Origin of the sequence: Blastococcus sp. HT6-4 (assembly GCF_039679125.1) — a bacterium.
In the GTDB taxonomy this organism is placed as follows: Bacteria; Actinomycetota; Actinomycetes; order Mycobacteriales; family Geodermatophilaceae; genus Blastococcus; species Blastococcus montanus.
On sequence record NZ_CP155551.1, the window covers coordinates 4,271,778 to 4,297,415 of the forward strand.

Below are 25,638 nucleotides of genomic sequence, written 5' to 3' on the forward strand. Positions count from 1 at the left end.
GCGGGGTCCTCCGGTCCCCGTCCGCAGTCATCCGGACCGCTCGCGGTTCACGTACACGGGACCAACGGTCCAGGGAGAAGGAGAGTCATGGGATCAGTCAAGGTCGCCATCGTCGGCGTCGGGAACTGCGCCGCCTCGCTGGTGCAGGGCGTCCACTACTACCGCGACGCCGACGAGACGGCATCGGTCCCGGGCCTGATGCACGTCCGGTTCGGCGAGTACCACGTCTCCGACATCGAGTTCGTGGCCGCGTTCGACGTCGACGCGAAGAAGGTCGGCCGGGACCTGTCCGAGGCGATCGTCGCGAGCGAGAACAACACCATCTCCATCTGCGACGTCCCCCCGCTGGGCGTGACCGTGCAGCGCGGCACCACCCTCGACGGCCTCGGCAAGTACTACCGCGAGACGATCGAGGAGTCCGACGAGCAGCCGGCCGACGTCGCCGCGGCCCTGCGCGAGTCCGGCGCCGACGTGCTCGTCTGCTACCTGCCCGTGGGCTCGCAGCAGGCCGCGGAGTTCTACGCCCAGGCGGCGCTGGACGCCGGCGTCGGCTTCGTCAACGCGCTGCCGGTGTTCATCGCCGGCACCAAGGAGTGGGCGGACAGGTTCACCGCCGCGGGCGTGCCGATCGTCGGCGACGACATCAAGAGCCAGGTCGGCGCCACCATCACCCACCGGGTGCTCGCCAAGCTCTTCGAGGACCGCGGTGTGCAGCTGGACCGCACGATGCAGCTCAACGTCGGCGGGAACATGGACTTCAAGAACATGCTCGAGCGCGAGCGCCTGGAGTCCAAGAAGATCTCGAAGACCCAGTCGGTGACCAGCCAGGTCGACCGCGACATGGGCACCGGCAACGTGCACATCGGTCCGTCGGACCACGTGCCGTGGCTGAGCGACCGCAAGTGGGCCTACGTCCGCCTGGAGGGCCGCGCGTTCGGCGACGTCCCGCTGAACCTGGAGTACAAGCTCGAGGTCTGGGACTCCCCGAACTCGGCCGGCATCATCATCGACGCCGTCCGCGCCGCGAAGATCGCCAAGGACCGCGGCATCGGCGGCCCGATCCTGTCGGCGTCGTCGTACTTCATGAAGAGCCCGCCGGTGCAGTACAGCGACAGCGAGGCCCGGGACGCCGTCGAGGCGTTCATCCGGGGCGACGTCGAGCGCTGAGGCAGGACCCCTCCGGAAGGGGCCGGCACGGGCTGCGGGGCCCGCATCTCCTCGGGAGATGCGGGCCCTGCGCGTTCCTCCCCGGGATCGACGCCCGGGCTGCCTACGCTGGCCGCCATGCGTGCCCGCCCCCTGCCTGCCCGGGCGTGCGCCACCGCGCTGGCCGCCGTCCTGCTCGCGGGCTGCGGCGAGGACGAGCGGCGGCCCGGCGAGCCGATCACCGAGGACGAGGCCGTGGTGCTCGCCGAGCTGCTGCACCGCAACCACGAGGAGGGCGGCGCCGACTTCGTGGTCGTCGCGCCGTTCGCCGACGACGCGCTGCTCACCCTCACCGGCGAGATCGACTTCCGACGCGGGATCGGGCGGGCACAGGCGGTCGTGGAGGTCGACGGCGAGGAGCGCGACGCGCGGACGCTGTTCTTCGACCGCGACGAGCTCTGGTCCGGCGACCTGCCCGGCCTGACCGAGGCGCTGGCCGAGGCGGGGACCGAGGCGAGCTACCTGCGCCGGCCGTTGCCGGCCGGTCCGGAGCCGGGCCTGATCGACGTCGTCGTCCAGGTGCTGCTGAACCTCGCCACGCCCACCGCCGACGATCCGGCGACGTTCCTGGCCGGCCCGTACCGGTGGGCGGCCGAGCAGCCGATCGACGGCCGGCCGACCACGGTCTACCGGCTGCGGGAGGGGCGCACCGTCGCGGTCGACGCCGGCAACGGCACGCTGGTGCAATACCGGACCCCGCTGGGCGAGGACGGGCCGGAGCTGACGGTCACGCTCGCCGACCACGGCAGTCGCCGGCTCACGCTGCCGCGCGAGGAGGAGACCGTGGCGGCGGAGCAGCACCCCGTGATCGCCGAGGCGTACGGCATCTAGCGGAGCGGCCCGAGACAGCGGGAAGGGGCGGCCTCTTCCCCAGACCGCCCCTTCCCGGGCTCTTTCCTACCAGATGCCGGGCGAACGCGCCGCCCGTCGCAGCGGCGCGTCGTGCGGATCAGTTGATCGACGGGTCCGCCGGAGCGGTGGACAGCACCGCCAGCCGGCCGGTCTGCCGGGCCAGCACCCCGCGCCAGAGGTCGGGGCCCGCGAGGTCGCTGAACACGTCACCGGCGACGCTCGGCACGCAGGCCCAGGCGCCCTCGGCGATCTCCCCGGCCAGCTGGCCCGGGGACCAGCCCGCGTAGCCGGCGAAGACGCGCAACCCGCCGAGCGACCCGGCGAGCTCCCCCGGGTCCGCGTCCAGGTCGACGAGGTGGACGTCGCCGGCCACCGGCCGCAGGCCCTGGGCCGGCACCGGGCCGGGGGCCGTGGCCAGGCACAGCGCCGTGTCGGCCTCGCAGGGCCCGCCCACGTGGAACACCGCCGGGTCGACGGCGAGATCGCACCAGCCGGGCAGCACGTCGCGGATCTCCACCTGGCTGGGGCGGCCGAGGACCACGCCGAGGGTGCCGGTGTCGGAGTGGTCGAGGACGTAGACGACGGACCCGGCGAACGTCGGCTCGGTCAGCGACGGCATGGCCACCAGCAGGCTCCCCGCGCGCACGTCGTCGAGGCAGCCGATCGACAGCGCCGGGACCGGCCGGGCACGGCGGCCACCTGTCGCGGGCCGCACGGGGGGACCGGACTCGGGATCGGGCGACGCAGGCACCGGCGACATCTTTCCCAGTGTGCCCCAGAAGAGCGGCCAGGGCCCGCGCGCGTCCCCCGGTCGCGCGACCGACCTGGCACGGGCCGCCGCACCGCCCGCCGGTACCGGCGGGCGGCCCACCTGCACGGGAGCGGCGGTGACCCAGCGGACGCTGCCGGTCGCCCTAGGGTGAAGGCGTGGCCGAGGCGGGGACGACCGTGCGCGGTCTCCTCGTGCGCCCGGACTTCCGCCGGTTGCTCGGCACCCGCTTGCTGGGGCAGTTCGGCGACGGCGTCTTCCAGGCCGCGCTCGCCGGCACCGTGCTGTTCAACCCGCAGCGCGCCGCCGACCCGGTCGACGTCGCCGCGGGTTTCGCCGTCCTGCTGCTGCCGTACTCCCTCGTGGGCCCCTTCGCCGGCGTCTGGCTGGACCGCTGGAGCCGCCGCCAGGTGCTGCTGCGCGCGAACGTCCTGCGCGCGGGGCTGGTGGCGGTGGTGGCGGCGCTCGTCCTGTCCGGGGTGCAGGGCGTCGGCTTCTACGCGGCCGGGCTGGCCGTCTTCTCCGTGAACCGGTTCGTGCTGGCCGCCCTCTCCGCCGGCCTGCCGCACACCGCCGAGGAGTCCTCGCTGGTGCCGGCCAACGCCGTGTCGACGACGTCCGGCGCCGTCGCCACCGTCTCCGGGGGTGGCGTCGCCCTGGCCCTGCTGCAGCTGACCGGGTCCGGCGACGCCGGGTACGCCACCCTGGCCGTGTCCGCCGCCCTGCCCTACCTGGCGGCGGCCGCCGTCGTGGCCGGCTTCGCCCGCAGCGGCCTGGGCCCGGACCACATGGCGCGCTCGGCCCGCATCTCGGCGTCCCAGGTGCTGGCCGGCATGGTCTCCGGCGCCCGGCACGCCTGGCAGGACCGCCCCGCGGCGGCCGTGCTCACCGCCATCAGCCTGCACCGCGTCTGGTTCGGCTTCCTGACGCTCATCGCCCTGCTGCTGTACCGCAACACCTTCACCGGCGGGCCCGGCCCGTTCCCCGGCGGGCTGGTGGGCCTCGGGGTGGTCGTCGCCGCGGGCGCCGTGGGCACCCTGGCCGCCGCCGTGGTGACGCCCGCGGTGGTGGGCCGGATCGGCAAGGACCGGTGGATCCGGGGCCTGCTGGCCGGGGGCGGCCTGGCGCAGGTGGGGCTGGGCCTGCTGCTGGCGCCCCCGGCCGCCGTCGCGGCCGGGTTCCTGCTGGGCTTCATGGGGCAGGGCGTGAAGATCTGCGTGGACACGACGCTGCAGGAGCGCATCGACGACGACCACCGCGGCCGCGTGTTCTCCGTCTACGACACCCTGGTCAACGTCGGCTACGTGGTGGCGCTCATGGTCGCCGCGGTGGCGCTGCCGCCCTCGGGCGTCTCCCCGGCCGTGCTGCTCCTCGTGGGGGCGGGGTACGTGGGCACGGCCCTGCTGCACGCCCGCATGACCCGGCGCTGACGCGGCGGCTCAGAGTTCGGGCAGGCACTCGCCGGTGCCGAGCGCGGCCAGCCCGGCGCGGTCCCCGTCGGCGAACCCGGTCACGGCCCGCCGCGTCTCCGGGTACATCAGCTGGGTGTCGTCGTCGACGTGCGCGAGGCCGACGAGATGGCCGAGTTCGTGCAGGACGACCGCCTGCACGGTCGCCGCGCCGTCGCGCCCGGCCAGGATCGCCGGCGCCTGACCGCCGTCGAGGGTGACCGTGCCGGTGACGTAGACGCGCGGTCCGTCGTCCAGGGAGACCGCCGTGCTGCCCGCCTCGCCGACGATGTCCCCTGCCAGCGCCGCGTTCTCCGCCTCGGTCTGCCAACCGATCAGCACGGGGGCCCACCGGTCCCCGTAGCGGTCGGACTGGAACGGCGCGCGCGCACCGGCCGACGGCTCGTCGGTGTAGCCGTCGTAGACGAACCGCAGCCCGGTGAGCTCGCTGATCCGGGCGACGGCGTCGTGCACGAGCGGCTCGGTGCCCGGGGGCGCGCCGTCGGGGCGCAGCACGTAGTGGATCGGTCGGCAGGGGTCGTAGGCCACCGGCGTGCTGCCGTCGGCCTGCAGCGAGACGAAGCCGTGCGTACCGCCGGCCGGCGGGACCGGCGCGGGGGTGCCCAGGGCCGTCGTGGCCCCGCTCGGCGTGGGGCGGTCGGTCGGCCGGGCCGGGGACGGGGCGACGACGCCGGGCTCGGCCACCCCCGCCTCGGCGCTCCCCGGCCACTCCCGGACGTCGGGGAGGACCAGGGCCGCGGCTGCGGCCGCGGCGAGCACCGGCACCGCCCACCAGCCCCGGCGCCGTCGTCCCGGCTGCGCGGAGGGCCGTTGCCCGGGGAGCGGGGACGCGCCGGTCGCCTCGTCGACGACCCACTGCGGAACCCGGCCGCTGGGCGACGACGGCAGCGGCGCCGCGCCGTCCCGGGGCTCCTGCGGGTGCATGTCCGTCATGTCGGCACCGCGAGCGGTCCGCTGGAGCCGGGCCGCCCGTCCTGCCGGCGGCCGGCGCTCAGCCGGCGCGCCCGGCCCACCACGCCCTCAGCGCCGCCTCGGCCTCGTCCGGTTCCAGCGGGCCGCGCTCGAGCCGGAGATCCTTGAGGAACCGCCAGGCCTCGCCCACCTCCCGGCCCGGCGGCAGCCCGAGGATCTCCATGATCGCGTTCCCGTCGAGGTCCGGCCGGACCCGCGCGAGGTCCTCGAGCTCGGCGAGCTCGGCGATCCGCTGCTCCAGCGAGTCGTACGTCGCCGAGAGCGCAGCCGCCCGGCGCTTGTTGCGGGTCGTGGAGTCCGAGCGCACGAGCTTGTGCAGGCGGGGGAGCAGGTCACCGGCGTCGGTGACGTACCGGCGGACGGCGGAGTCGGTCCACTCGCCGCGGCCGTAGCCGTGGAAACGCAGGTGGAGGAAGGTCAGCCGGGCGACCGCCTCGACGATCTCCTTGGAGTAGCGCAGCGCGGTCAGGCGCTTGCGCACGAGCTTGGCGCCGACCACCTCGTGGTGGTGGAAGGAGACCCGCCCGCCGGCCTCGTGCCGCCGGGTCGCGGGCTTGCCGATGTCGTGCAGCAGCGCGGCCAGGCGCAGCACCAGGTCGGGGGACTCGCCGTGCGGATCGGCTTTCTCCAGCGCGATCGCCTGGTCCAGCACGGTGAGCGAGTGGGTGTAGACGTCCTTGTGCTGGTGGTGCTCGTCGATCTCCATGCGCAGGGCCGGCAGCTCCGGCAGCACGACGTCGGCCAGGCCGGTGCTCACGAACAGCTCGAGGGCCGCGCGCGGGGAGTCCTGCAGCAGGGTCTTGGACAGCTCGGCCTGCACCCGCTCCGGGGTGATCCGGGCCAGCTCTCCGGCCAGCGAGGTCATCGCCGCGACGACCTCCTCGTCGGGCAGGAGCCCCAACTGCGCCACGAAGCGGACGGCGCGGAGCATCCGCAGCGGGTCGTCGGCGAAGGACTCCACCGCGGGGCCGGGGGTGCGCAGTCGCTTCGCCAGCAGATCGCCCAGGCCGCCGAAGGGATCGGTCACCGTCCGGTCCGGGCCCAGCGAGACCGCCATCGCGTTCACGGAGAAGTCGCGGCGGGCCAGGTCGTCGACCAGCGAGTCGCCCCAGGCGACCTCGGGGTTGCGCGACTCCCGGTCGTACCGATCGGCCCGGAAGGTGGTGATCTCCACACGGACGCCGTGGACGTCGGCGCCGACCGTGCCGAACGCGATCCCGGTGTTCCACGTGGAACGCGCCCAGCCACGCAGCAGCTCCAGCACCTGCTCGGGCCGGGCATCCGTGGTGACGTCGAGGTCGCCGGGCACCCCTGCCCCGCCGGCACCCGCCGCCAGCAGCGCGTCCCGCACCGAACCACCGACCAGGTGCGCCTCGAAGCCCGCCTCGGCGAACCGCCGGCCGAGCTCGGTGAGGACGGGGGAGAGCTCCACGAGCTTCCGGACGGTCTCCTGCACGGCTGCGGGAACCGGCTCCGGCTCGGGTGGGCTCGAGGGGGTGGCGGACACGACGAGCCAGCGTAGTGCCGCGGCGGATCAGCACGGACCCCGCGCTGCGGCCGGCGTCCGCCGCCCACCGGTCGCGTCCCCGCTGCGACGCTCCCGGGGCTGTCGCCGACTCCGCCCCCCGCTCCGGCTCCGCACCCCGGTCCGCTCCTCGCTCGCTGGCGCTCGCTGCGATGCTCCCGGGGCTGTCGCCGGAGTCGCGCTACCCTCCTGACATGGCTGGTACGGGCGGGCGAGGGCGCCCGGGCCGTCGGCTGCGCCGGGTCGACGAGACCTCCGCCGGGGGCCTGGTGGTGGCCGACGACGGCGTGACCGGGCCCCGTGCCGCCCTCATCGGCCGCACGGACCGCCGGGGCCGGCTGCTGTGGTCGCTGCCGAAGGGCCACATCGAGGCGGGGGAGACGCCGGAGGACACCGCCGTCCGCGAGGTGGCCGAGGAGACGGGGATCATCGGCGAGGTGGTCGCGCCCCTCGGGATCATCGACTTCTGGTTCGTCGCCGAGGGCAGGCGCGTCCACAAGACCGTGCACCACTTCCTGCTGCGGGCCACCGGCGGTGCGCTCTCCGACGCCGACGTCGAGGTCACCGAGGTCGCCTGGGTTCCCCTGACGGAACTGAGCACCCGGCTGGCGTACGCCGACGAGCGGGCGCTGGTCGAGCGGGCGCCCGGACTCCTGGCCGACAGCGCGTGACGCGGCCGGCTGCCGCCCGCGCCGGCCGCCGCCCCGCCGCCGACGCGCCCGCCCGGCCGGGTGCCGCCCGGCGCGCGGCCGCGCTCGTCCCGCTGCTGGCCGGCACCCTGGTCCTCGGCGGACCGCTCCCGGTGCCCGGGGCCGGGCTGAGCCCGGCGGTGGCGGCCCCCGTCACGGCGGCACCGGCCGACGCCACCGGCGCCGACCGCCCGGTGCGCGTCGACGTGGCCCGGTTCGAGCCACGCACGGTGACGCCCGGAGCCCTCATCACCGTGACCGGGACGCTGACCAACACCGGCGCCGAGCCGATCACCGACCTGGCCCTGCGCCTCCAGCGTGGGGACGTCCGCACCAGCCGGCCCGCACTGGCCGAGGCGCTGAGCGACCCCGACCCGGCCACGACCGTGCAGCCGGCGTTCACGCCGCTGGACTTCGGGCTGGCACCCGGGGAGAGCACGCAGTTCAGCTACACGCTGGACTCCGCCGAGCTCCGGCTCGACCAGGACGGCGTCTACCCGGTGCTGTTCAACGTCAACGGCACCGTCGACGGCGACGAGGAGCGCCGCGTGGGGGAGCTGGCCACGTTCGTGGTGCAGCAACCGGTGGTGCCGTCGTCCCGCACGACGGTCGCCTGGCTGTGGCCGTTGTCGGAGCGCAGCCACCGCGACGCGACCGGCTCGTTCGTCGACGACGAGCTGACCGGCGTGATCAGCGAGGGCGGCCGGCTGGACCGCGCCCTGGCCGTCGCCGAACGGCTCCCGGTCGGCCTCGCGGCCGATGCGCCCGTTCCGTCGCCGGCCCTGCCGGTCACCCTGGCCGTCGACCCGGCACTGGTCGAGGAGCTCGCACTGATGGCGGAGGGGCCCTACGCCGTCGACGGCGTCGAGGGCGCCGGTACCGGGACCGAGGAGGCCGCCGCCTTCCTCGCCCGGCTGCGGGCCGTCGCCGCGGTGCACCCGGTCGTGGCGCTGCCCTACGGCGACGTGGACGCCGACGGCCTGCAGGTCGCCGGCCTGCCGGCGGTGATCACGCGCAGCCTGCCGGGGACGCCCGAGGGCACGGCGCAGGACCCGCCGGGGCCGCCACCCGAGCCCGCCGTACCGGCCGCGGACGCCGCCCCAACACCCGACCCCACCGGGCAGCCGGCGACCGGCGCGGGGGCGGAGATCCTCGGCGAGGTGCTCGACGTCGCGCCGGTGACGGACCTGGCCTGGGCCGCGGACGGCTCCTTCGAGCCGGAGACGCTCGGGACGCTGCGGGACGGCGGGATCGACCGGGTGGTGCTCGGCAGCGGCGCCCTCACCGACGGCGCGTCCGCGGTCGGGCTCGACGGCTCCGACGCGGTCGCCCACGCCCGGGTCCCGGTCGGCGGGGAGCCGCTCGACGTGCTGGTCGCCGATCCGACGCTGAGCGCCGTCGTCGGCGCGGCCGAGGCGACCCCCGGCGGTCCGCGGATCGCCGAGCAGCGGTACCTGGCCGAGCTCGCGGCGCTGACGCTGCAGGCGCCGCCGGGCACCGAGCAGACGGTTCTCGTCGCCCCGCCGCGCGACGTGCAGGCCCGGCTCGAGGGCGCCGGCGCGATGATGGCCGACACCGCCGGCCTGCCATGGCTGGGACCGGCCGGCGTGGCCGACCTCGGCGGCGTCCCGGCCGCCGACGCCGGCATCCTGGCGGACGCACCCCAGGACGCCGCGCTCAACGGCACCGGGATGGCGGCCCTGCGGGAGGCGGTCGCGATCCGCGAGGACCTCGCCGGCGCGATCGTCGGGGACGCCGACCGGGCACTGCGGGCCTATGACGCCGGGATCGCCCGCGCCGCCTCGGTCCTGTGGCGCGGTGAGCCGGAGGCGTTCGCCGAGGCCGCCGCGGATGCGCAGGACACGGTGGAGCGACTGCTCGACCGGATCACCGTCATCGCCCCCGTGGACGGCACCTACAGCCTCGCCTCCAGCAACGCCCCGCTGGTGCTCACCGTGGACAACCCGCTGCCGTTCCCCGTGCAGGTCCGTCTCCAGGTCGAGACGCCGGGCAACCGGGGGCTCGCCGTCGAGGACGTCGGCGTCCAGACCCTCGCCCCGCAGCAGCGCACCATCCTGCAGGTGCCCACCGAACTGCGGCGCTCCGGGGGTTTCGCGGTGACCGCCCAGGTGACGACCCCGTCGGGCAGCCCGCTCGGCGAGCGCGTCGAGATGCAGGTCAAGAGCACCGCCTACGGCCCGATCACCCTGTTCATCACCGTCGGCGCCGCCGCGCTGCTCGGCCTGCTGTTCCTCCGCCGGCTGGTCCGCTTCGTCCTCCGCCGCCGCCGGGGCGCCGCGGCCGACGGGACGGGCGCGTCGGCGGCCGGGCTGTCGGTCCCGCCCACCCGGAGCCCGGTGTGAGCGAGCAGCCCGGATCCGGGGACTCCGCCTCGTCGACCGAGCAGGAGGCGCCGCAGCGCCTCCCCGTCGCACGGATGCCCCCACCGCCGCCGCCGGCACGCCCGGCCCCCGGACGGCGCGCCTGGGGCTCCCCCGCCCCCCTGCCGCCCGCGCCCTACCTGGCCACCCCACCACCCGATGCCGTCTTCGCCGCGCCGTCGGCCACCGACGGCGGCGGGCCGTCCGACGCCGTCGTCGACGGGGCGGTGCCCCCGGCCTCGCCGGTGCGGCCGGCACGGCCCCCGGTGCCGGCGGTCACGCCGCGCGCGGGGCGCCCGGCCGGCCCGGTGCCGCCGCTGCCGCCGCTGCGGCACCGGTGGGTGCCGGCCGCGGACGACACCCAGGTCTTCCCCATGCCGGTGCTCCCGCCGGTGCCGCGCACCGCGCAGGAGACCGACGAGGACGTCGAGCGGCGCGAGGGCGCCCCCGGCGCCAGCCGGGGGATCCTGCGGGCCGCCGGGACGATGGCGGTCGCGACGCTGGTCTCCCGGGTCACCGGCCTGCTGCGCACCATCGTGCTGGCCGCCGCGCTCGGGGTCGGCCTGGTCGCCGACGCCTACAACACCGCGAACACGCTGCCGAACATCGTCTACGAGCTGCTGCTCGGTGGCGTGCTGACGTCAGTGATCGTCCCGCTCCTGGTGCACGCGCAGGAACGGGACCGCGACGACGGCGTCGGGTACGCGCAGCGCCTGGCCACCATCGCGATGACCGGGCTGCTGGTCATGACGGTGCTGGCGGTCCTCGCGGCGCCCGTGCTGACCGCGCTCTACGGCCTCGACGAGGACCCGGAGCAGTACCGGCTGGCCAACTGGCTGGCCCGCATCCTGCTGGTCGAGATCGTCTTCTACGGCTTCGGCGCCTTCGCGCAGGCGATCCTGAACTCCCGCGGCGTGTTCGGGCCGCCGGCCTGGGCGCCGGTGCTCAACAACGTCGTGGTCATCGCGACCGGCCTGGTGTTCCTGGCGGCCAGCGGCCCCGGCGCGCTGGCGCCCGCGACGATCGACCCCGGGCTGGTGTGGCTGCTCGGCATCGGCACGGTGCTCGGCATCGCGGTCCAGGCCCTCGTGCTGCTGCCGCTGCTGCGCCGCGCCGGGGTGCCGCTCCGCCCACGCTGGGGGATCCGCGACACCGGGCTGCGCGAGGCCGGGACGCTGGGGCTGTGGGTGATCGGCTACGTGGCCGTCAGCCAGGTCGGCGTGCTGGTCGCGCTGCGCCTCGCCAACGAGGCCGGGCGGCAGGGCGGTCTGGGGTCGGCCGCCTTCGGCTACGTCAGCCTGCTGTTCCAGATGCCCTACGGGATCATCGGCGTCGCGCTTCTGACCGCGCTGGTGCCGCGGATGAGCCGCGCGGCGGCCCGCTCCGACGTCCCCGGCGTCATCGAGGACCTCTCCCTGGGCACCCGGCTCTCGGCGCTGGGGCTGCTGCCGGTCACCGCGGTGCTGACCGTACTCGGGCCGCCGCTGGCGGTGCTCGCCTTCGCCCGGGGCAACACGTCGGTGGACGAGGCCCAGGCCATCGGCACCGCGCTCGCCGCCGGGGCGTTCGGTCTGCTGCCGATGGCGGTGACCCTGCTGCAGCTGCGGGTCTTCTACGCCATGAAGGACGCCCGGACACCCACCCTGATCCAGCTCGGCATGGTGGCCGTCCGCGTCCCGCTGCTCCTGCTCGTGCCCGTCGTCGTCGAGCCGGAGCTGGTCGTGGCCGGGCTGATGGTCGCCACCAGCCTCACCTACGTCGCCGGGTGGGTGTTCGGCGACCTCGCCCTCCGCCGCAGGCTCGGCGGTCTGCGCACCCGCGAGACGTTCGGGCCGGTCGCCCGGGTCGCCGCGGTCGCCGTCGCGGCCGGGCTGGCCGGCGGTCTTGTCCGGATCGTGACCGACGACCTGCTCGGACGCTCCACCACAGGCTCGCTCCTCCAGGTGCTCGTCGGTACCGTGGTCGTCGGCGGCGTCGCACTGGTCGGTCTGGTGGTGGCCCGCGTTCCCGAGGTCCGGGGGCCGCTCTCCGCGGCCCGCGCCCGCCTGGGACGCGGGTGACCGGGGACCGGCCGCAGGGCCCGACCGTGCCGGGGCGTCCGCCTCGGCGGCTGGAGCAGCACAGGGAGTCGACAGTGTCGATGGCGTCCACGACCACCGGCCTGCCCGACCGCTACCGGCCACTGGACCAGGTCGGTCCCGACGAGGCCACGCCCACCGGGGTCATCCAGTGCTGGCGCGCCAAGGACCGGATCCTCAACCGCGACGTGGCCATCCGGGTGCACGTGCCGGCCGGGCCCGCCGCCCACGCCTGGATCACCCGCGCGCTCACCGCCGGCGGCCTGGCCACCCCGGCCCTGGCGATGGTCTACGACGCCTCCGAGGGCAGCGGCGATCCGCAGTCCCCCGGGGGCGCGGCCTACGTCGTCAACGAGTGGATCGACGGGGAGACCCTCGCCGAACGGCTGAGCTCCGGGCCCATGCCCGAGCGGGACGTCCGGCTGGTCCTCCGCCGGCTGGCCGAGGGCGTCGCCGAGGCGCACCGGGTGGGCCTCGCCGTCGGCGGCCTCTCGCTGGAGAACGTCGTGCTGCGGCCCAACGGGCTGGTCGGTCTCCGCGCGGTCCCCGCCGCGGCCGGCACCTTCGACGGTGACGTGACGGCCCTCGGTGAGCTGCTGTCGGCCTGCCTCACCGGCGTCGGTCCGGGCGCCCGCCCGGCGACCGGCCCCTCCGACCTGGTGATCCTGGCCCGGCGTGCCCGGTCCACCGAGCCGGGGCAGAAGCTGTCGAGCGTCGCGGCCATGGCCGCGCTGCTGGCCGAGCGGCCGCGCACCGGCCCCTCCCCGGCGGCCACCGCCCAGCGCGGGGACGACACCGACGGCGGACGGCGGCGCCGGCCGTGGGACCGCCGGGGCGAGGGCGAGCGGCCCGTGCGCCTGGAGCCCGGCACCCTGCCGCCGGTCCCGCCCGTCCGGCCGGCCGCCGGCGTCGGTCCCAGGAGCCTCGCGAGCGCCGGGAGCGACGACACCGTCGCGGTCCCCGGGCCGCGCGCCGGCGCCACCCGGGCGGTCCCCGGGACGGTGCGTGGCCCCTCCGGCGACGAGGACGAGCCCTTCGGCGTCCTGCACGCCGGCGCGCCGGCGTTCGACGACGAGGACGACTACCCGGACGAGCTGGCCGACCACCCCGAGGACCCCGAGACGGCCCGCCGGCACCGGCTGGTGGTCGTCGGGCTGCCGCTGCTGGCCCTCGCCGTGGTCATCGCGCTCGCCTGGTGGCTGGGGACGAGCGTCCTCTCTGTCGCCGGCACCGTCGGGAACGCCGTCGACGGCTCCATCCCGCCGTCCAGCACGGTCGAGGACGCGCCGGCCGAGCCCGGGCCCGAGCCGGCCACCGCCGGCGCTCCGGTCGCGATCGCCGGCGCCGAGGTGTTCGACCCGTTCGGCGACGGGGAGCCGGAGAACGACGCCGCCGTACCGCTGTCCTACGACGGCGACCCCGCGACGGCGTGGTCGACGCTGGACTACCGGGGCTCGCCGGCGTTCGGCAACCTCAAGCCCGGGGTCGGCGTCGTCTACGACCTCGGGGAGACCCGGCAGCTGGCCGGGGTCACCGTGCAGAGCCCGCTGCCGGGCGCCACGGTCGAGGTACGCACCGCCGACACCCCCGCGGACTCGCTCGACGGGTTCGCCGTCGCCGCCGAGGGGACGCTCGCCGACACCACCGAGCTGACCTTCGCCGAGCCGGTGGACGCCCGCTACGTGCTCCTGTGGGTCACCGGGCTCACCGACGGCCCGGACGGCTTCACCGCCGAGGTCGCCGAGGTGGAGATCCGCGCCGCCGGCTGAGCGAGGACCTCGGCCTCCTCACCACTCGCGGGCCCGCGGCGGGGCTCTCCGCGGACGGCCACCGTCCCCCGGGCCGGGGCCGCACGGGAATGTGCCCCCTACGATCCTGGTTGTGCCGCCCGTGACGACAGACCACCCGACCCCCGGCCCCGCCGTGACCACCGGTGAGGTGCGGGAGCCCGTCATCCCGCCCGCCGAGCACGACGGCGTCCGCGACCTGATCATCATCGGGTCCGGCCCGGCGGGGTACACCGCGGCCACGTACGCCGCGCGGGCCAACCTGCACCCGCTGGTGTTCGAGGGCTCCCAGTTCGGTGGCGCCCTGATGACCACCACCGAGGTGGAGAACTTCCCCGGGTTCCCGGAGGGCATCCAGGGCCCCCAGCTCATGGACGACATGCGCACGCAGGCCGAGCGTTTCGGCGCCGAACTGGTGCCCCGGGACGTCACCGAGGTCGACCTCACCGCCGACCCGAAGATCGTCAAGGTCGGCGACGAGGTTCACCGGGCGCACGCGGTGATCGTGGCCACCGGCTCGAAGTACCGGTACCTCGGCCTGGACAACGAGCAGCGACTGCTCGGCCGGGGCGTGTCGGCCTGCGCCACCTGCGACGGGTTCTTCTTCCGCGACCAGGACATCGTCGTGGTCGGCGGCGGCGACTCCGCGATGGAGGAGGCCACCTTCCTCACCCGGTTCGCCAAGAGCGTCACCGTCGTCCACCGGCGCGAGGAGCTGCGCGCGTCGAAGATCATGCAGAAGCGCGCGCAGGACAACGAGAAGATCCGCTGGGCGCTCGGCAAGCAGGTCACCGAGGTCCTCGGCGAGACCACCGTCTCCGCCGTCGAGCTCACCGACACCACCACCGGCACCACCGAGACGCTGCCGGTGACCGGGCTGTTCGTCGCCATCGGCCACGACCCGCGGACCGAGCTGTTCGTCGGCCAGCTGAAGCTGGACGACGGGGGCTACATCCAGGTCGACCACCCGACCACCCGGACCAACGTCGACGGTGTCTTCGCCTGTGGCGACGTCGTCGACCACATCTACCGTCAGGCGATCACCTCGGCCGGCACCGGTGCCGCGGCCGCGATCGACGCCGAACGGTGGCTCGCCGATACCTTCGACGAGCGCTAGACACCGAACCTCTGCCCGCGCGGCGGACGGGGCCACCCGGGCATAACCGGGCCGTCCCCCCCGTTGTCCCGGCAGCCGATCCCGTCAGCGCAACCCACCAGCCAGTCGACCGAGAGGGAGAACGACCATGGCAGGCAACACCGTGAAGGTCACCGACGCCAGCTTCGCCAGCGAGGTGCTCGGCAGCGACAAGCCCGTGCTCGTCGACTTCTGGGCGGAGTGGTGCGGACCGTGCAAGATGGTCGCCCCCGTCCTGGAGGAGATCGCCTCCGAGCACGGCGACAAGCTCACCATCGCCAAGCTCAACATCGACGAGAACCCGCAGATCGCCCGCGACTACCAGGTCATGTCGATCCCGACCATGACCGTCTTCCAGGGCGGCAAGCCGGTCAAGAGCATCATCGGCGCCAAGCCGAAGGGCGCGATCCTCAACGACCTCGCCGACTTCATCCAGTAGGACGCGTGGCAGGGGGACTCCGGTCACGCTGCGCGCTGCGAGGGCCCACCCGTCCATCTGACGGGTGGGCCCTCGGCGTGAGAGGGGACGCCGCCCGGCCCCCGGCGGGCCGAGCGGATCGGGAAGGACGACAATCGGTGACACCATGGGAACCGACAGCCGCATGCAGCCCCTGAGACCGGGGGACCGCGGGCCGGCCGTGGCCGACGTGCACGCTGCCCTGCGCAGCCTGGGTCTCCTGCCGGACCCCGCCGCCGATGGCCCGGGCCCCGGCCTGGAGTCGGCCGAGTACGACGCCGCCACCGAGCTCGCCGTCCGCCACTTCCAGCAGATCCGGGGTCTGTCCGTCGACGGCCGGGTGGGGGAGGAGACCTACCGCTCCCTCAGCGAGGCACGCTGGTCGCTGGGCGACCGGCTGCTGCGCTACGACCCCGAGCGCCCGATGCGCGGCGACGACGTGATCAACCTGCAGGAACGGCTGCTCGAGCTCGGCTACGACGCGGGGCGGGCCGACGGCATGCTCGGCCCCGAGACGGAGACGGGCCTGCGCGCCTTCCAGCGCGACTACGGCCTCACCTCCGACGGCACCTGCGGCCCGGCGACGCTCCGCGCGCTGCGCCAGCTGGGGCGCAAGGTCACCGGCGGACGGCCGCAGCTGCTCCGGCAGAGCGCCTCGTTCGTGGAGAGCGGGCCGCACCTCATCGGCCGCCGGATCGTCGTCGACGCCGGCCACGGCGGCCCGGACACGGGCTTCGCCTACGGGGAGACCACCGAGGCGGACCTCGTCTTCGACCTGGCATCCCGGATCGAGGGCAGGCTCGCGGCCGCGGGGGCCACCGTCTACCTCACCCGAGGCCGTGCGCAGGGCCCGGCGCTGGCCGAGCGGACCGCCTTCGCCAACGACGCCCGGGCCGACCTGTTCATCTCGCTGCACATGGACGCGCACAGCTCCGAGCACGCCCGCGGCGTGGCCAGCTACTACTACGGCACGGGCTCGGGGGCGTCCTCGACGGTGGGCGAGGAGTTCGCCAACCTGGTGCGCCGCGAGGTGGTGGCCCGCACCGGCATGCTGGACCTCGGCTCGCACCCCAAGACCTGGGAGCTGCTGCGGATGACCCGCATGCCCGCGGTCCGCCTCGACAGCGGCTACCTCTCCCACCCCGTCGACCGGCTGCTGCTGCTCGACGCCCGGGTCCGCAGCGCCATGGCCCACGCCGTCCTGGCCGCCGTCCAGCGGCTCTACCTGCCCGCCGAGGCCGACCCCCCGACGGGCACCTTCGTCCTGCCGTGACAGCGCACGCCGAGTGGGCCCGGAGGGTCCGCGCAGGGGTGTGCTGAGCCGCCCCGCGAGGCGGCGTGAGGAGCTGGCCCGGAGGGTCGGCGACGAGCGCCGGAAGGGGCTCAGCGCAACCGGGGGACGGCACCTGGCCGCCGAGTCGCCCGGAGGGCGACAGTGAGCACCGTGACTGAACAGTCCGTCCTTCGGACGTGTTGCGTGCGGCCGGTCATCCCGGGCTGCCTACACTCTGAAGGTGGCCACCATCCCGCCCGGCTCGCCTGCCGGTCCCGGTCAGCCGGGGGCGCACCTGACCCAGGGTGCCCATCCCCATGTCGTCCCGCGTCACCCGCGGCTGGACCCGCTGGCCGACCGGTACGCAGCACGGACGCACGGGATGAAGTCCTCGGAGATCCGGGCGCTGTTCTCCGTCGTGAGCCGCCCCGAGGTCGTCTCCCTGGCCGGGGGGATGCCCGCGGTCACCGCGCTGCCCCTCGACGCGGTCGGCTCGATGATCGGGGACCTCGTCTCCGGCATGGGCGCGCAGACCCTGCAGTACGGCTCGGGTCAGGGTGACCCGCGACTGCGCGAGCAGATCTGCGACGTCATGGCCCTGGAGGGCATCACCGACGCCTCGCCGAGCGAGGTCGTCGTCACCGTCGGGTCCCAGCAGGGCCTGGATCTGGTGACCCGTGTCTTCGTCGACCCCGGTGACGTCATCCTCGCCGAGGGCCCCTCCTACGTCGGTGCGCTGGGCGTCTTCCAGGCCGCCCAGGCGCGGGTCCGCCACGTGGCGATGGACGAGCACGGCCTGATCCCCGAGGCCCTGGAGGAGGCGCTGGCCGACTGCCGCGCCAACGGTGACCGGGTGAAGTTCCTCTACACGGTGCCCAACTTCCACAACCCGGCCGGCGTGACCCTGTCCGAGCCGCGCCGCGAGGCGATCATGGCGCTGGCCGAGCAGCACGACCTGCTGGTCATCGAGGACAACCCCTACGGCCTGCTGGGCTTCGAGCACGAACCGATGCGCGCCCTGCGCGCCCGGAACAGCCAGCGCGTCATCTACCTGGGCTCTTTCTCCAAGACGTTCTCGCCGGGCCTGCGCGTGGGCTGGGTGCTGGCGCCGCTGGCCGTGCGCGAGAAGCTGGTCCTGGCCACCGAGGCGCAGGTGCTCTGCCCGCCGTCGCTGACCCAGTACGCCGTCGCCCGCTACCTGGACACCCAGCCCTGGCGCGAGCAGATCAAGATCTTCACCGAGCTGTACCGGGAGCGCCGGGACGCCGCGCTGGAGTCGCTGGCCACCCTCATGCCCGCCGGGACCGCCTGGACCAAGCCCGAGGGCGGGTTCTACGTGTGGCTGAAGCTGCCGCACGGCCTGGACGCCAAGCTGATGCAGCCCCGCGCGGTCGCCGCCCACGTCGCCTACGTCCCCGGCATCGGGTTCTTCGCCGACGGGAACGGCCAGGAGTACATGCGGCTGTCCTACTGCTACCCCGAGCCGGACCAGATCCGCGAGGGCGTGCGCCGGCTGGCCCGTGTCATCGAGGCCGAGCTGGATCTGCACTCCACGTTCGACAAGGTGGACACCGGTACGTTCCGGGCGGTGCGCGGCACCGCCGGGCACGAGGCGGAGCAGATCGTCGGGCCCGCCAACAGCGACAGCTACGAGGACCGGTGATGAGCGAGACGGCCCCCGCACCCGAGACCGCCGGCGACATCGCACCGCACCCGCTGCGCGCCGTCGTCCTCGCCGGCGGGCTGACCTTCGAGCGCGAGGTCAGCCTGTCGTCGGGCACGCAGGTGGTCGAGGAACTCACCCGTGCCGGGCTGGACGCCGAGCTGCGCGACGCCGACGCGGACCTGCTGCCCGGGCTCGCCGCAGCTCCCGCCGACGCGGTGTTCATCGCCCTGCACGGGGCCACGGGCGAGGACGGCGCGCTGCGAGCGGTCCTCGACCTGGCGGGGATCTCCTACGTCGGTTCCCCGGCCGCGGCGTGCCGGCTGGCCTGGGACAAGCCCGCGGCGAAGTCCGTGGTCCGGTCGGCCGGTGTCACGACGCCGGACTGGGTGGCCCTGCCGCACAGCACCTTCCGGGAGCTCGGCGCCGGCGCCGTCCTCGACCTGATGGTGGCCCGGCTCGGCCTGCCGCTGGTCGTCAAGCCGGCGTCCGGGGGATCGGCCCTCGGCGTGCAGAAGGTGACCCGCGTCGAGGACCTGCCCGCCGCGATGGTGAGCTGCTTCGCCTACGGGGACACCGTGCTGGTCGAGCGGTACGTCGAGGGCATCGAGCTGGCTCTGTCGGTCATCGACCTCGGGGACGGGCCGCAGGCGCTGCCCGCTGTCGAGATCGAGCCGGAGTCCGGTGTCTTCGACTACACCTCGCGCTACACCCCGGGCCTCACCGAGTACCACGCCCCGGCCCGCATCCCCGACGAGGCCGCGGAGCGGGCGGCCGAGGTCGCGGTGCGCGTGCACCAGGTGCTCGGGTTGGCCGACCTCTCCCGGACCGACGCCATCGTCACCCCCGACGGCGAGGTGCACTTCCTGGAGGTCAACGTCTCGCCCGGGCTGACCGAGACCTCCATGTTCCCCATGGCCGTCGAGGCCGCCGGCTACGAGCTCGGTGACGTGCTCGGCCGGCTCCTGGCCCGGCGGGCGAGCACCGACCGCTAGTCCGTCGATCGGACCCGCGAAAGGGCCCCTTACGTCAGTGACGTAAGGGGCCATTTCGCGTGGAGTCCAGACGATCAGGCGTCGGGACGCCGACCGGTGATGTCCGGGGCCATGACGCCGATGATCCGCTGCAGGTCGTCGACCGAGCCGAACTCGACGACGATCTTCCCCTTGGCCCGGCCGATCTGGATCTTCACCTTCGTCTCGAACATGTCGGACAGGCGGGACCCCAGCTCCTCGACGCCCGGAGCGCTGATGTTGCGTGCCCGTCGCTTCGCGGCCGGCTGGAGGGCGGCGGCCATGGCGACCGCTTCCTCGGTGGCTCGCACCGACATCCCCTCGGCTACGATCCGTGTCGCCAGCGCGTCCTGCGCCTCGGCGTCCGGCAGGCCGAGCAGCGCCCGGGCGTGGCCGGCGGAGATGACGCCGGCGGCGACACGGGTCTGCACCTTCACCGGCAGCTTCATCAGCCGGATGGTGTTGGTGACCTGGGAGCGGCTGCGCCCGATCCGCTGGGCGAGCTCCTCGTGGGTGGCGCCGAACTCCTCGAGCAGCTGCTGGTAGGCCGCCGCCTCCTCCAGCGGGTTGAGCTGCACCCGGTGGATGTTCTCCAGCAGCGCATCACGCAGCATCGCGTCGTCGGTGGTGTCGCGGACGATCGCGGGGACGGTCTCCAGCTCCGCCGCGCGGGCGGCGCGCAGCCGGCGCTCGCCCATGATGAGCTCGTACCGGCCGTCACCCGCCTCGCGGACGACGATCGGCTGCAGCAGGCCGAACTCCCGGACGCTGTGGGTCAGCTCCTCCAGCGCCTCGTCGTCGAACACCTGCCGCGGCTGCTTGGGGTTGGGGACGACGTCGTCCACCGACACCTCGCGGAGCTGGGCTCCGGGCACCCCGACGGCACCGCTGTCCTGACCGGGTGCGGGGGAGGGCACCAGGCTCACCGGAGAGGACGGCCCCGCGACCTCCTCCGCACCGGTGCGGACGGCGTCCGCAGCCGGCCCGGCGGTCTCGCCGCCGTCGTCGCTGCGCTCGGCCTCGACGACGGCGGCCGGCGCCGGCGCGGGGACCGGCGCGGAGGAGGCCGGTGGCGGCCCGGTGGGGATCAGCGCGGCCAGCCCGCGGCCCAGACCGCCTCGCTTCGTCATGACTGCTCCTCGCTGGCAGGGATGCTCACTGGGTCTCCTGGGTGCGGAACGGCACCGCCGTCTCGCCGAACGAGAGGGCACCGACCGGCGTCGCCCCCGAGCTGCCCGCCGCCGCACCGTCGAGGGGCCGGAGGTCGACACCCCGCTGGGCGAGCTCGCGCGCCGCCTCCACATAGCTGGTCGATCCGCGGGAGCCCGGGTCGTAGGTCAGGACCGACTGGCCGTAGCCCGGGGCCTCGGACACCCGCACGTTGCGCGGGATGACCGCGTTCAGCACCACGTCGCCGAAGTGGTTGCGCACCTCGTCGGCCACCTGGTCGGCGAGCTTGGTCCGGCCGTCGTACATCGTCAGCAGGATCGTGCGGACGGCGATCCCCGGGTTGAGGTGCTGGCGCACCAGGTCGATGTTGTTGAGCAGCTGGCCCAGCCCCTCCAGGGCGTAGTACTCGCACTGGATGGGGATGAGCACCTCGTCCCCGGCCACCAGCGCGTTGAGCGTGAGCAGGCCCAGCGACGGGGGGCAGTCGATGAGGATGTAGTGCGGCCGCCGCTCCCGGGGGAGGGCCGCGACGTAGGCCTCGATGGCGCGGCGCAGCCGGTGCTCCCGGGCCACGACGGAGACCAGCTCGATCTCCGCGCCGGCGAGATCGATGGTCGCCGGCACGCAGAGCAGGTTCGGGCTGGCCGTCGTCGGGTGCACCACCTCCGACAGCGTGCTGTCCCCGACCAGGGCGTCGTAGATCGACGGCGTCCCCACCGTGTGCTCGACACCGAGGGCGGTGCTGGCGTTCCCCTGCGGGTCCAGATCGATGACCAGGGTGCGCAGCCCGTACAGCGCCAGAGCGACGCCGAGGTTCACCGTCGACGTGGTCTTCCCGACCCCGCCCTTCTGGTTGGCGATGGTGACGACCCGGATCCGCCCGGGCGCCGGGAAGGGATCCTGGTCAGCGGCGTGCAGCACCCGGGTGGCGCGCAGCGCCTCCATGGCGATCGGGCTGTCGAAGTCCGCCATGCCGGAGGAGGTGGCCGACGACTGATCGGCGGCGAGGCTGCTCCGCAGCCGCTCTCCCGGGTCGGTCATCGCGAGTCCTTCCTCTGCCGAGCGCGTTTCACGTGGGACGGGACGGGTAGCCGCAGCTGTTCCACGTGGAACAGGTGCGCGGGGGTCCGCGCGAGCGCCGTCACCGTTCTCCACGCGTCATGACCACCACGGTAGTGGCAGCGTCTCCCAGTGATGCGCCGACGGCACGCGGCGCGATGTCGCGCATGCCGGCGGCGTGCAGCTCGGGCAGGAGCCCCGGCAGCTCCGCCAGCGCCCGCGAGCCGACGAGGGCGACCAGCTGCGTCCCCGGCCGCAGCAGACCGCGGCACCAACCGACCAGCCGGGGCAGCGGTGCGACCGCCCGCGCGGTCACCACGTCGACCGCTCCGACGGCGCTGACGACCGCTCGGTCCTCGGCCCGCCCGCGCACCACGCGCCAGGGCGTCTCCGCACCGTCCCCGAGGTCGGCGACGGCCTCCTCCAGGAACTCGATCCGCCGGGCCATCGGCTCGACCAGGGTCAGCGAGATGTCCGGCCGGGCCAGCCCCAGCGGGATGCCCGGGAGTCCGGCGCCGCTGCCGACGTCGACCACCCGGGCCCCCGCGGGCACGGCCTCGGCCACCGCGGCGCTGTTGAGGACGTGCCGCTCCCACAGCCGGGGCACCTCGCGGGGCCCGATGAGGCCACGGGTCACCCCGTCGGTGGCCAGCCGCGCCACGTACCGCCGGGCGGCGGGCAGCGCGGCCCCGAACACCCCGGCCGCCGACGGCGGCGGCGCGGGGACGACGGCGTCCTGCGGAGCGGCCGCCGCTCCCGGCGCCGGACGTCCGTCGGTCACTTGTCGGGCAGGACCACGACGCGGCGGTTGGGCTCCTCGCCCTCCGACTCGCTGTGCACGCCCGTCACCGAGGCGATGACGTCGTGCACGACCTTGCGCTCGAACGGGTTCATCGGGCTGAGCCGCTCCGGCTGGCCGCTGGAGGACACCCGGCGGGCCGTCTCGGCCGCGAGCGAGCTCAGATCGGCGCGGCGCTTGGCCCGGTGACCGCCGACGTCGAGCATCAGCCGGCTGCGCACGCCCGTGGACTGCGCGACGGCGAGCCGGGTCAGCTCCTGCAGGGCCTCCAGGGTCGCGCCGTCGGGGCCGATCAGGTCGTTGAGCCGACCACCGACGATCGCGACCGACGCCCGGTCGCCCTCGACGTCGAGGTCGATGTCCCCGTCCACGTCCAGGATGTCGAGGAGCCGCTCGAGGTAGTCGCCGGCGACGTCGCCCTCGCGCACCAGCAGGTCGTCCCCACCCCCACCAGCCCCACGCGGCTCGTCCGTTCCGTCGTCCTCGACGTCGACGGGCTCGACGACGGCGTCATCGCTGGCGGCGTCGGCGTCGGGCAGGGCGGGCTGGTCGTCTGTCACGGGCTGCTGCGGAGCACTCACGGGTGTCCCTCCCAGGTCGGTGCGGCGGCCGGGTTGCCCCGGTGGTCGGTGTGCCGGACGGGCCGGCGGGCTGGCGGACGGCGCGGGTCAGCGACGTTTCCGCTTGCCGCGGTTGGCCGGGCCCTGGCCGGCGCCCGGCCGGGAGCCCCCGCCGCTGCGGGTGGCCCCGTTGCCGGTGCCCCCCGCCGGCGCGGGGCCCGAGCCGTTGCCGTCGCTCGTCGGCGCACCGCCGTCACCGGAGGCGGCGGTGCTGCCGGTGACCTCCCCGGTCACGGGCGGGACGACCCGGCCCTGCTTGGGACGCACCGGCTTCGCACCGGGCTTGGGGGCCAGGGTCTTCGGGTCGACCGCCGGCTTGTCGGCGGCGGCCTTGGCCTTGGCGGCGTCCGAGCCGGGCGGCGGCATCTTCCGCAGGACGAAGAACTGCTGGCCCATCGTCCACAGGTTGTTGGTCATCCAGTAGAGGAGGACACCGATCGGGAAGATGAAGCCCGAGACGAAGAGGCTGATCGGGACGCCGTAGAGCATCATCTTCTGGATCATCGCGGCCTGGCCCTCGACCGGCCCCGAGCGGCGCATGATCTGCTTCTGCGTGAAATAGGTCGTGAAGCACATGATCACGATCAGCGCGAAGGCGACGATCCGGATGTTGGTGTAGTTGACGCCCTGGATCGCCAGGACCGCCTGCTCCTTGACGCCGCTCATGTTGAACGACGCGGAGATCGGCGCACCGAACAGCTGGGCGCGCGCCGCCTCGTCGGTGAGCTCGTTCGACCAGGAGTAGAGCCCCTGCTTCTCGGGCGCCAGGCGCCGCAGGACGTGGAACAGCGACAGGAAGACCGGGATCTGCGGCAGGATCGGGAGGCAGCCGGCCAGCGGGTTGACGCCCCGCTCCTTCTGGAGCTGCTGCATCGCCACCGCCATGCCCTGGCGGTCGCTGCCGTACTGCTTGCGCAGCTTCTGCAGCTCGGGCTGGAGCTCCTGCATCGCGCGCTGCGACTTGATCTGCTTGACGAACAGCGGGAAGAGCAGCAGCCGGATCGTCACCACCAGGAAGACGATCGCCAGCACCCAGGTCAGGCCGCCGAGGGCGGACTCGGGCGCCGGGTCACCGAAGGCCAGGTCCCACAGGTAGTGCCACCGGGCCATGACCCAGGAGATGGCGGTGTAGAGCCAGTCAAGCAACGGAGGACTCCTCCTGCGGGGTCCGGCACGCGGCCGGCGGGGTGGCCTCGCGGCCGGGGTCATCGGACGGGGCACCGGACGACGGTGCCCCTGAGCTCGACGAGCGAGCGGGTGTTCCGGTTCCGCCGGGTCCGGCCGGCGGCACCGGGTCCACGCCCCCCGGGTGCCAGGGGGCGCACTTGAGCAGCCGGACCAGCGCCAGCCAGCTGCCCCGGCCGGCGCCGTGCCGGGCGACGGCCTCGGCGGCGTAGGCGCTGCACGTCGGGTAGAACCGGCACCGCGGGGGGAACGCCGGGCTGATCGCCCGCGAGTAGAAGCCGAGCGCCCGGAGCAGCACCCGGGCGACGGGGGAGCGGCGGGCCGCAGTGGCGCTCATCGGGCCCGGGCCCGGTCGCCGAGCAGCCGGTCCAGGCCGGCGGACAGATCCCGGTGCAGGACGGCGAACGGCGCCTCGGCCGCTTCCGGCCGCGCCCGCACGACCAGGTCGGCACCGGCGGGCAGCCGGTCGAGCTCCGCCCGGACGACCTCCCGCAGGCGCCGGGTCACCCGGTGGCGGACCACCGAGTTGCCCACGCCCTTGCCCACCACGAAACCGGCCCGTGCAGCCTCCGGCGACGACGTGTCACCGGTCGGCTGCTCGGGCCGTTCGGGGAGGAAGTGCAGCACCATGGTCGGCCGCCCGGCGCGCCGGCCGGAACGGACGACCGCGGTGAATTCCGGGCGCCGGCGCAGGCGTGCCTGCGCAGGCAGCACGTCAGGCGGAGAGCTTCTCGCGGCCCTTGCGCCGACGGCCGGTGATGATCGCCCGGCCCGCGCGGGTACGCATCCGCAGCCGGAAGCCGTGGGTCTTGGACCGGCGGCGGTTGTTCGGCTGGAACGTGCGCTTGCTCACGAGGTACTCCCACTACACGACATCGACGGTGCGCTCCCGTCGGTGGACGGGGCGCGCAGGGCGTCGGGACGGCGCAACGACCGCACCCGGAACCCGGGAAGCTGGCACTGCGGACCGGACACCGAACCCCGACCGCGCAGGCACGCTGCAGCGACCGGACACGGGCAGACCCGTCCACAGACTCCGGCCAGCATAGCCGAGGACCACGGGATGCCGGTGACCGCCCGCATGCCGACCGGTCATGGTGCCCCCGGCCACCCGGCCGGAGCCGTGCGGCGCGCCGCGCCGCCGGCACACCGTGCCTCCCCGCCGTGGCACCCGCCGACGTTGCCGGGCTGTGGACGGGGCTGTTAGCGTCGCCGTCGCTCCGCGTCGGACGTCAGGGTCACGACGCGTGGGCCGACCCCGCCGGTCGACCGACCGGCGTACCGCTCCTCCAGCCGCCCGACCTGGGCCGTGACCAGCAGAGATGCTGCACCGGCCGCCACCTCGTGCGAGGTCGGCGCACCGCGTCGCCGGCCGTGCACAGCCTGTGGACACCGATGTGGACCACGTGCGTGCGTGCATCCACAACCGGGGCATCCACCGGTGGACGGTTCGCGGCGGCAGGGGGAACCGGGACGGACGCGCCCGGCGCACCGGGAGCGGCCACGGGGGCGACTGCAAGGGGAGGACGACACGGC

The 25,638-nt window shown here is 74.8% G+C and carries 23 protein-coding genes; 12 read left to right on the forward strand and 11 right to left on the reverse strand.

Features of this window, described 5'->3' with window-relative positions; genetic code table 11:
- Positions 1 to 87: 87 nt before the first annotated feature.
- Both ABDB74_RS20525 and ABDB74_RS20530 read left to right on the forward strand, forming a co-directional pair.
- Positions 88 to 1,167: an inositol-3-phosphate synthase gene (locus ABDB74_RS20525; RefSeq protein WP_346620789.1), complete on the forward strand. Its 1,080-nt coding sequence runs from the start codon at positions 88 to 90 to the stop codon at positions 1,165 to 1,167.
- 117 nt (positions 1,168 to 1,284) lie between these two features.
- Positions 1,285 to 2,037 carry a hypothetical protein gene (locus tag ABDB74_RS20530; RefSeq protein ID WP_346620790.1) on the forward strand — a complete coding sequence of 251 codons (753 nt, stop codon included), beginning with the start codon at positions 1,285 to 1,287 and terminating at the stop codon, positions 2,035 to 2,037.
- Between the two features lie 118 nt (positions 2,038 to 2,155).
- Here ABDB74_RS20530 and ABDB74_RS20535 read toward each other — a convergent pair whose 3' ends face one another.
- Positions 2,156 to 2,773: a YqgE/AlgH family protein gene (locus ABDB74_RS20535; RefSeq protein WP_346620791.1), complete on the reverse strand. Its 618-nt coding sequence runs from the start codon at positions 2,771 to 2,773 to the stop codon at positions 2,156 to 2,158.
- A gap of 212 nt (positions 2,774 to 2,985) precedes the next feature.
- On the opposite strand from ABDB74_RS20535, the gene ABDB74_RS20540 reads away from it, so the two are divergent.
- Entirely contained in the window at positions 2,986 to 4,257 is a 1,272-nt protein-coding gene (locus ABDB74_RS20540; protein ID WP_346620793.1) for an MFS transporter, read from the forward strand.
- A gap of 9 nt (positions 4,258 to 4,266) precedes the next feature.
- On the opposite strand, the gene ABDB74_RS20545 is transcribed toward ABDB74_RS20540, so the two are convergent.
- A complete protein-coding gene (locus ABDB74_RS20545) occupies positions 4,267 to 5,229 on the reverse strand; it encodes a matrixin family metalloprotease (RefSeq protein WP_346620794.1) in 963 nt (320 codons plus the stop codon).
- A 58-nt stretch (positions 5,230 to 5,287) separates the two neighbouring features.
- Complete coding sequence (locus tag ABDB74_RS20550) at positions 5,288 to 6,775, reverse strand: CCA tRNA nucleotidyltransferase (protein WP_346620796.1); 1,488 nt, start codon at positions 6,773 to 6,775, stop codon at positions 5,288 to 5,290.
- A 212-nt stretch (positions 6,776 to 6,987) separates the two neighbouring features.
- Here ABDB74_RS20550 and ABDB74_RS20555 point away from each other — a divergent pair, with 212 nt between their 5' ends.
- From ABDB74_RS20555 to ABDB74_RS20595, 9 genes are all read left to right on the forward strand, one after another.
- Positions 6,988 to 7,464, forward strand: a complete 477-nt coding sequence (locus ABDB74_RS20555) for an NUDIX hydrolase (RefSeq protein ID WP_346620797.1) — start codon at positions 6,988 to 6,990, stop codon at positions 7,462 to 7,464.
- The gene (locus ABDB74_RS20560; protein WP_346620799.1) at positions 7,461 to 9,845 is read left to right on the forward strand and encodes a DUF6049 family protein; all 2,385 of its coding nucleotides are present in this window, start codon (positions 7,461 to 7,463) and stop codon (positions 9,843 to 9,845) included. The genes ABDB74_RS20555 and ABDB74_RS20560 overlap by 4 nt, the downstream gene beginning before the upstream one ends.
- Positions 9,842 to 11,923: a murein biosynthesis integral membrane protein MurJ gene (murJ, locus tag ABDB74_RS20565; RefSeq protein WP_346620800.1), complete on the forward strand. Its 2,082-nt coding sequence runs from the start codon at positions 9,842 to 9,844 to the stop codon at positions 11,921 to 11,923. The genes ABDB74_RS20560 and murJ overlap by 4 nt, the downstream gene beginning before the upstream one ends.
- Before the next feature lie 80 nt (positions 11,924 to 12,003).
- Positions 12,004 to 13,710, forward strand: coding sequence for a hypothetical protein (locus ABDB74_RS20570; protein WP_346620802.1), 1,707 nt, complete (start codon positions 12,004 to 12,006; stop codon positions 13,708 to 13,710).
- Positions 13,711 to 13,879: 169 nt separating this feature from the next.
- Positions 13,880 to 14,845 (forward strand): thioredoxin-disulfide reductase, encoded by a 966-nt coding sequence (trxB, locus tag ABDB74_RS20575; protein ID WP_407062181.1) that lies wholly within the window; start codon positions 13,880 to 13,882, stop codon positions 14,843 to 14,845.
- Positions 14,846 to 14,972: 127 nt separating this feature from the next.
- Positions 14,973 to 15,302, forward strand: coding sequence for a thioredoxin (trxA, locus tag ABDB74_RS20580; RefSeq protein ID WP_346620803.1), 330 nt, complete (start codon positions 14,973 to 14,975; stop codon positions 15,300 to 15,302).
- A gap of 199 nt (positions 15,303 to 15,501) precedes the next feature.
- A complete protein-coding gene (locus tag ABDB74_RS20585; RefSeq protein WP_346620804.1) occupies positions 15,502 to 16,593 on the forward strand; it encodes an N-acetylmuramoyl-L-alanine amidase in 1,092 nt (363 codons plus the stop codon).
- Between the two features lie 295 nt (positions 16,594 to 16,888).
- Entirely contained in the window at positions 16,889 to 18,256 is a 1,368-nt protein-coding gene (locus ABDB74_RS20590) for a PLP-dependent aminotransferase family protein (protein WP_407062182.1), read from the forward strand.
- Complete coding sequence (locus ABDB74_RS20595; protein WP_346620807.1) at positions 18,256 to 19,251, forward strand: D-alanine--D-alanine ligase; 996 nt, start codon at positions 18,256 to 18,258, stop codon at positions 19,249 to 19,251. Before ABDB74_RS20590 ends, ABDB74_RS20595 begins: the two co-directional genes overlap by 1 nt.
- A 74-nt stretch (positions 19,252 to 19,325) precedes the next feature.
- Here ABDB74_RS20595 and ABDB74_RS20600 read toward each other — a convergent pair whose 3' ends face one another.
- From ABDB74_RS20600 to rpmH, 8 genes are all read right to left on the reverse strand, one after another.
- Positions 19,326 to 20,399, reverse strand: coding sequence for a ParB/RepB/Spo0J family partition protein (locus ABDB74_RS20600; RefSeq protein ID WP_346620808.1), 1,074 nt, complete (start codon positions 20,397 to 20,399; stop codon positions 19,326 to 19,328).
- Between the two features lie 25 nt (positions 20,400 to 20,424).
- Positions 20,425 to 21,480 (reverse strand): ParA family protein, encoded by a 1,056-nt coding sequence (locus ABDB74_RS20605; protein WP_346620810.1) that lies wholly within the window; start codon positions 21,478 to 21,480, stop codon positions 20,425 to 20,427.
- A 100-nt stretch (positions 21,481 to 21,580) separates the two neighbouring features.
- On the reverse strand, positions 21,581 to 22,279 hold the full coding sequence (gene rsmG, locus ABDB74_RS20610; RefSeq protein WP_346620811.1) for a 16S rRNA (guanine(527)-N(7))-methyltransferase RsmG: 699 nt from the start codon (positions 22,277 to 22,279) through the stop codon (positions 21,581 to 21,583).
- The gene (locus ABDB74_RS20615; protein ID WP_346620812.1) at positions 22,276 to 22,878 is read right to left on the reverse strand and encodes a protein jag; all 603 of its coding nucleotides are present in this window, start codon (positions 22,876 to 22,878) and stop codon (positions 22,276 to 22,278) included. The genes rsmG and ABDB74_RS20615 overlap by 4 nt, the downstream gene beginning before the upstream one ends.
- Before the next feature lie 87 nt (positions 22,879 to 22,965).
- Entirely contained in the window at positions 22,966 to 24,063 is a 1,098-nt protein-coding gene (gene yidC / locus ABDB74_RS20620; RefSeq protein ID WP_346620813.1) for a membrane protein insertase YidC, read from the reverse strand.
- Positions 24,056 to 24,439: a membrane protein insertion efficiency factor YidD gene (gene yidD / locus ABDB74_RS20625; protein WP_346620814.1), complete on the reverse strand. Its 384-nt coding sequence runs from the start codon at positions 24,437 to 24,439 to the stop codon at positions 24,056 to 24,058. Before yidD ends, yidC begins: the two co-directional genes overlap by 8 nt.
- Positions 24,436 to 24,816, reverse strand: a complete 381-nt coding sequence (gene rnpA, locus ABDB74_RS20630) for a ribonuclease P protein component (protein ID WP_346620815.1) — start codon at positions 24,814 to 24,816, stop codon at positions 24,436 to 24,438. Before rnpA ends, yidD begins: the two co-directional genes overlap by 4 nt.
- 1 nt (position 24,817) lies before the next feature.
- Positions 24,818 to 24,955, reverse strand: a complete 138-nt coding sequence (rpmH, locus tag ABDB74_RS20635; protein ID WP_072921044.1) for a 50S ribosomal protein L34 — start codon at positions 24,953 to 24,955, stop codon at positions 24,818 to 24,820.
- Positions 24,956 to 25,638: the final 683 nt, after the last annotated feature.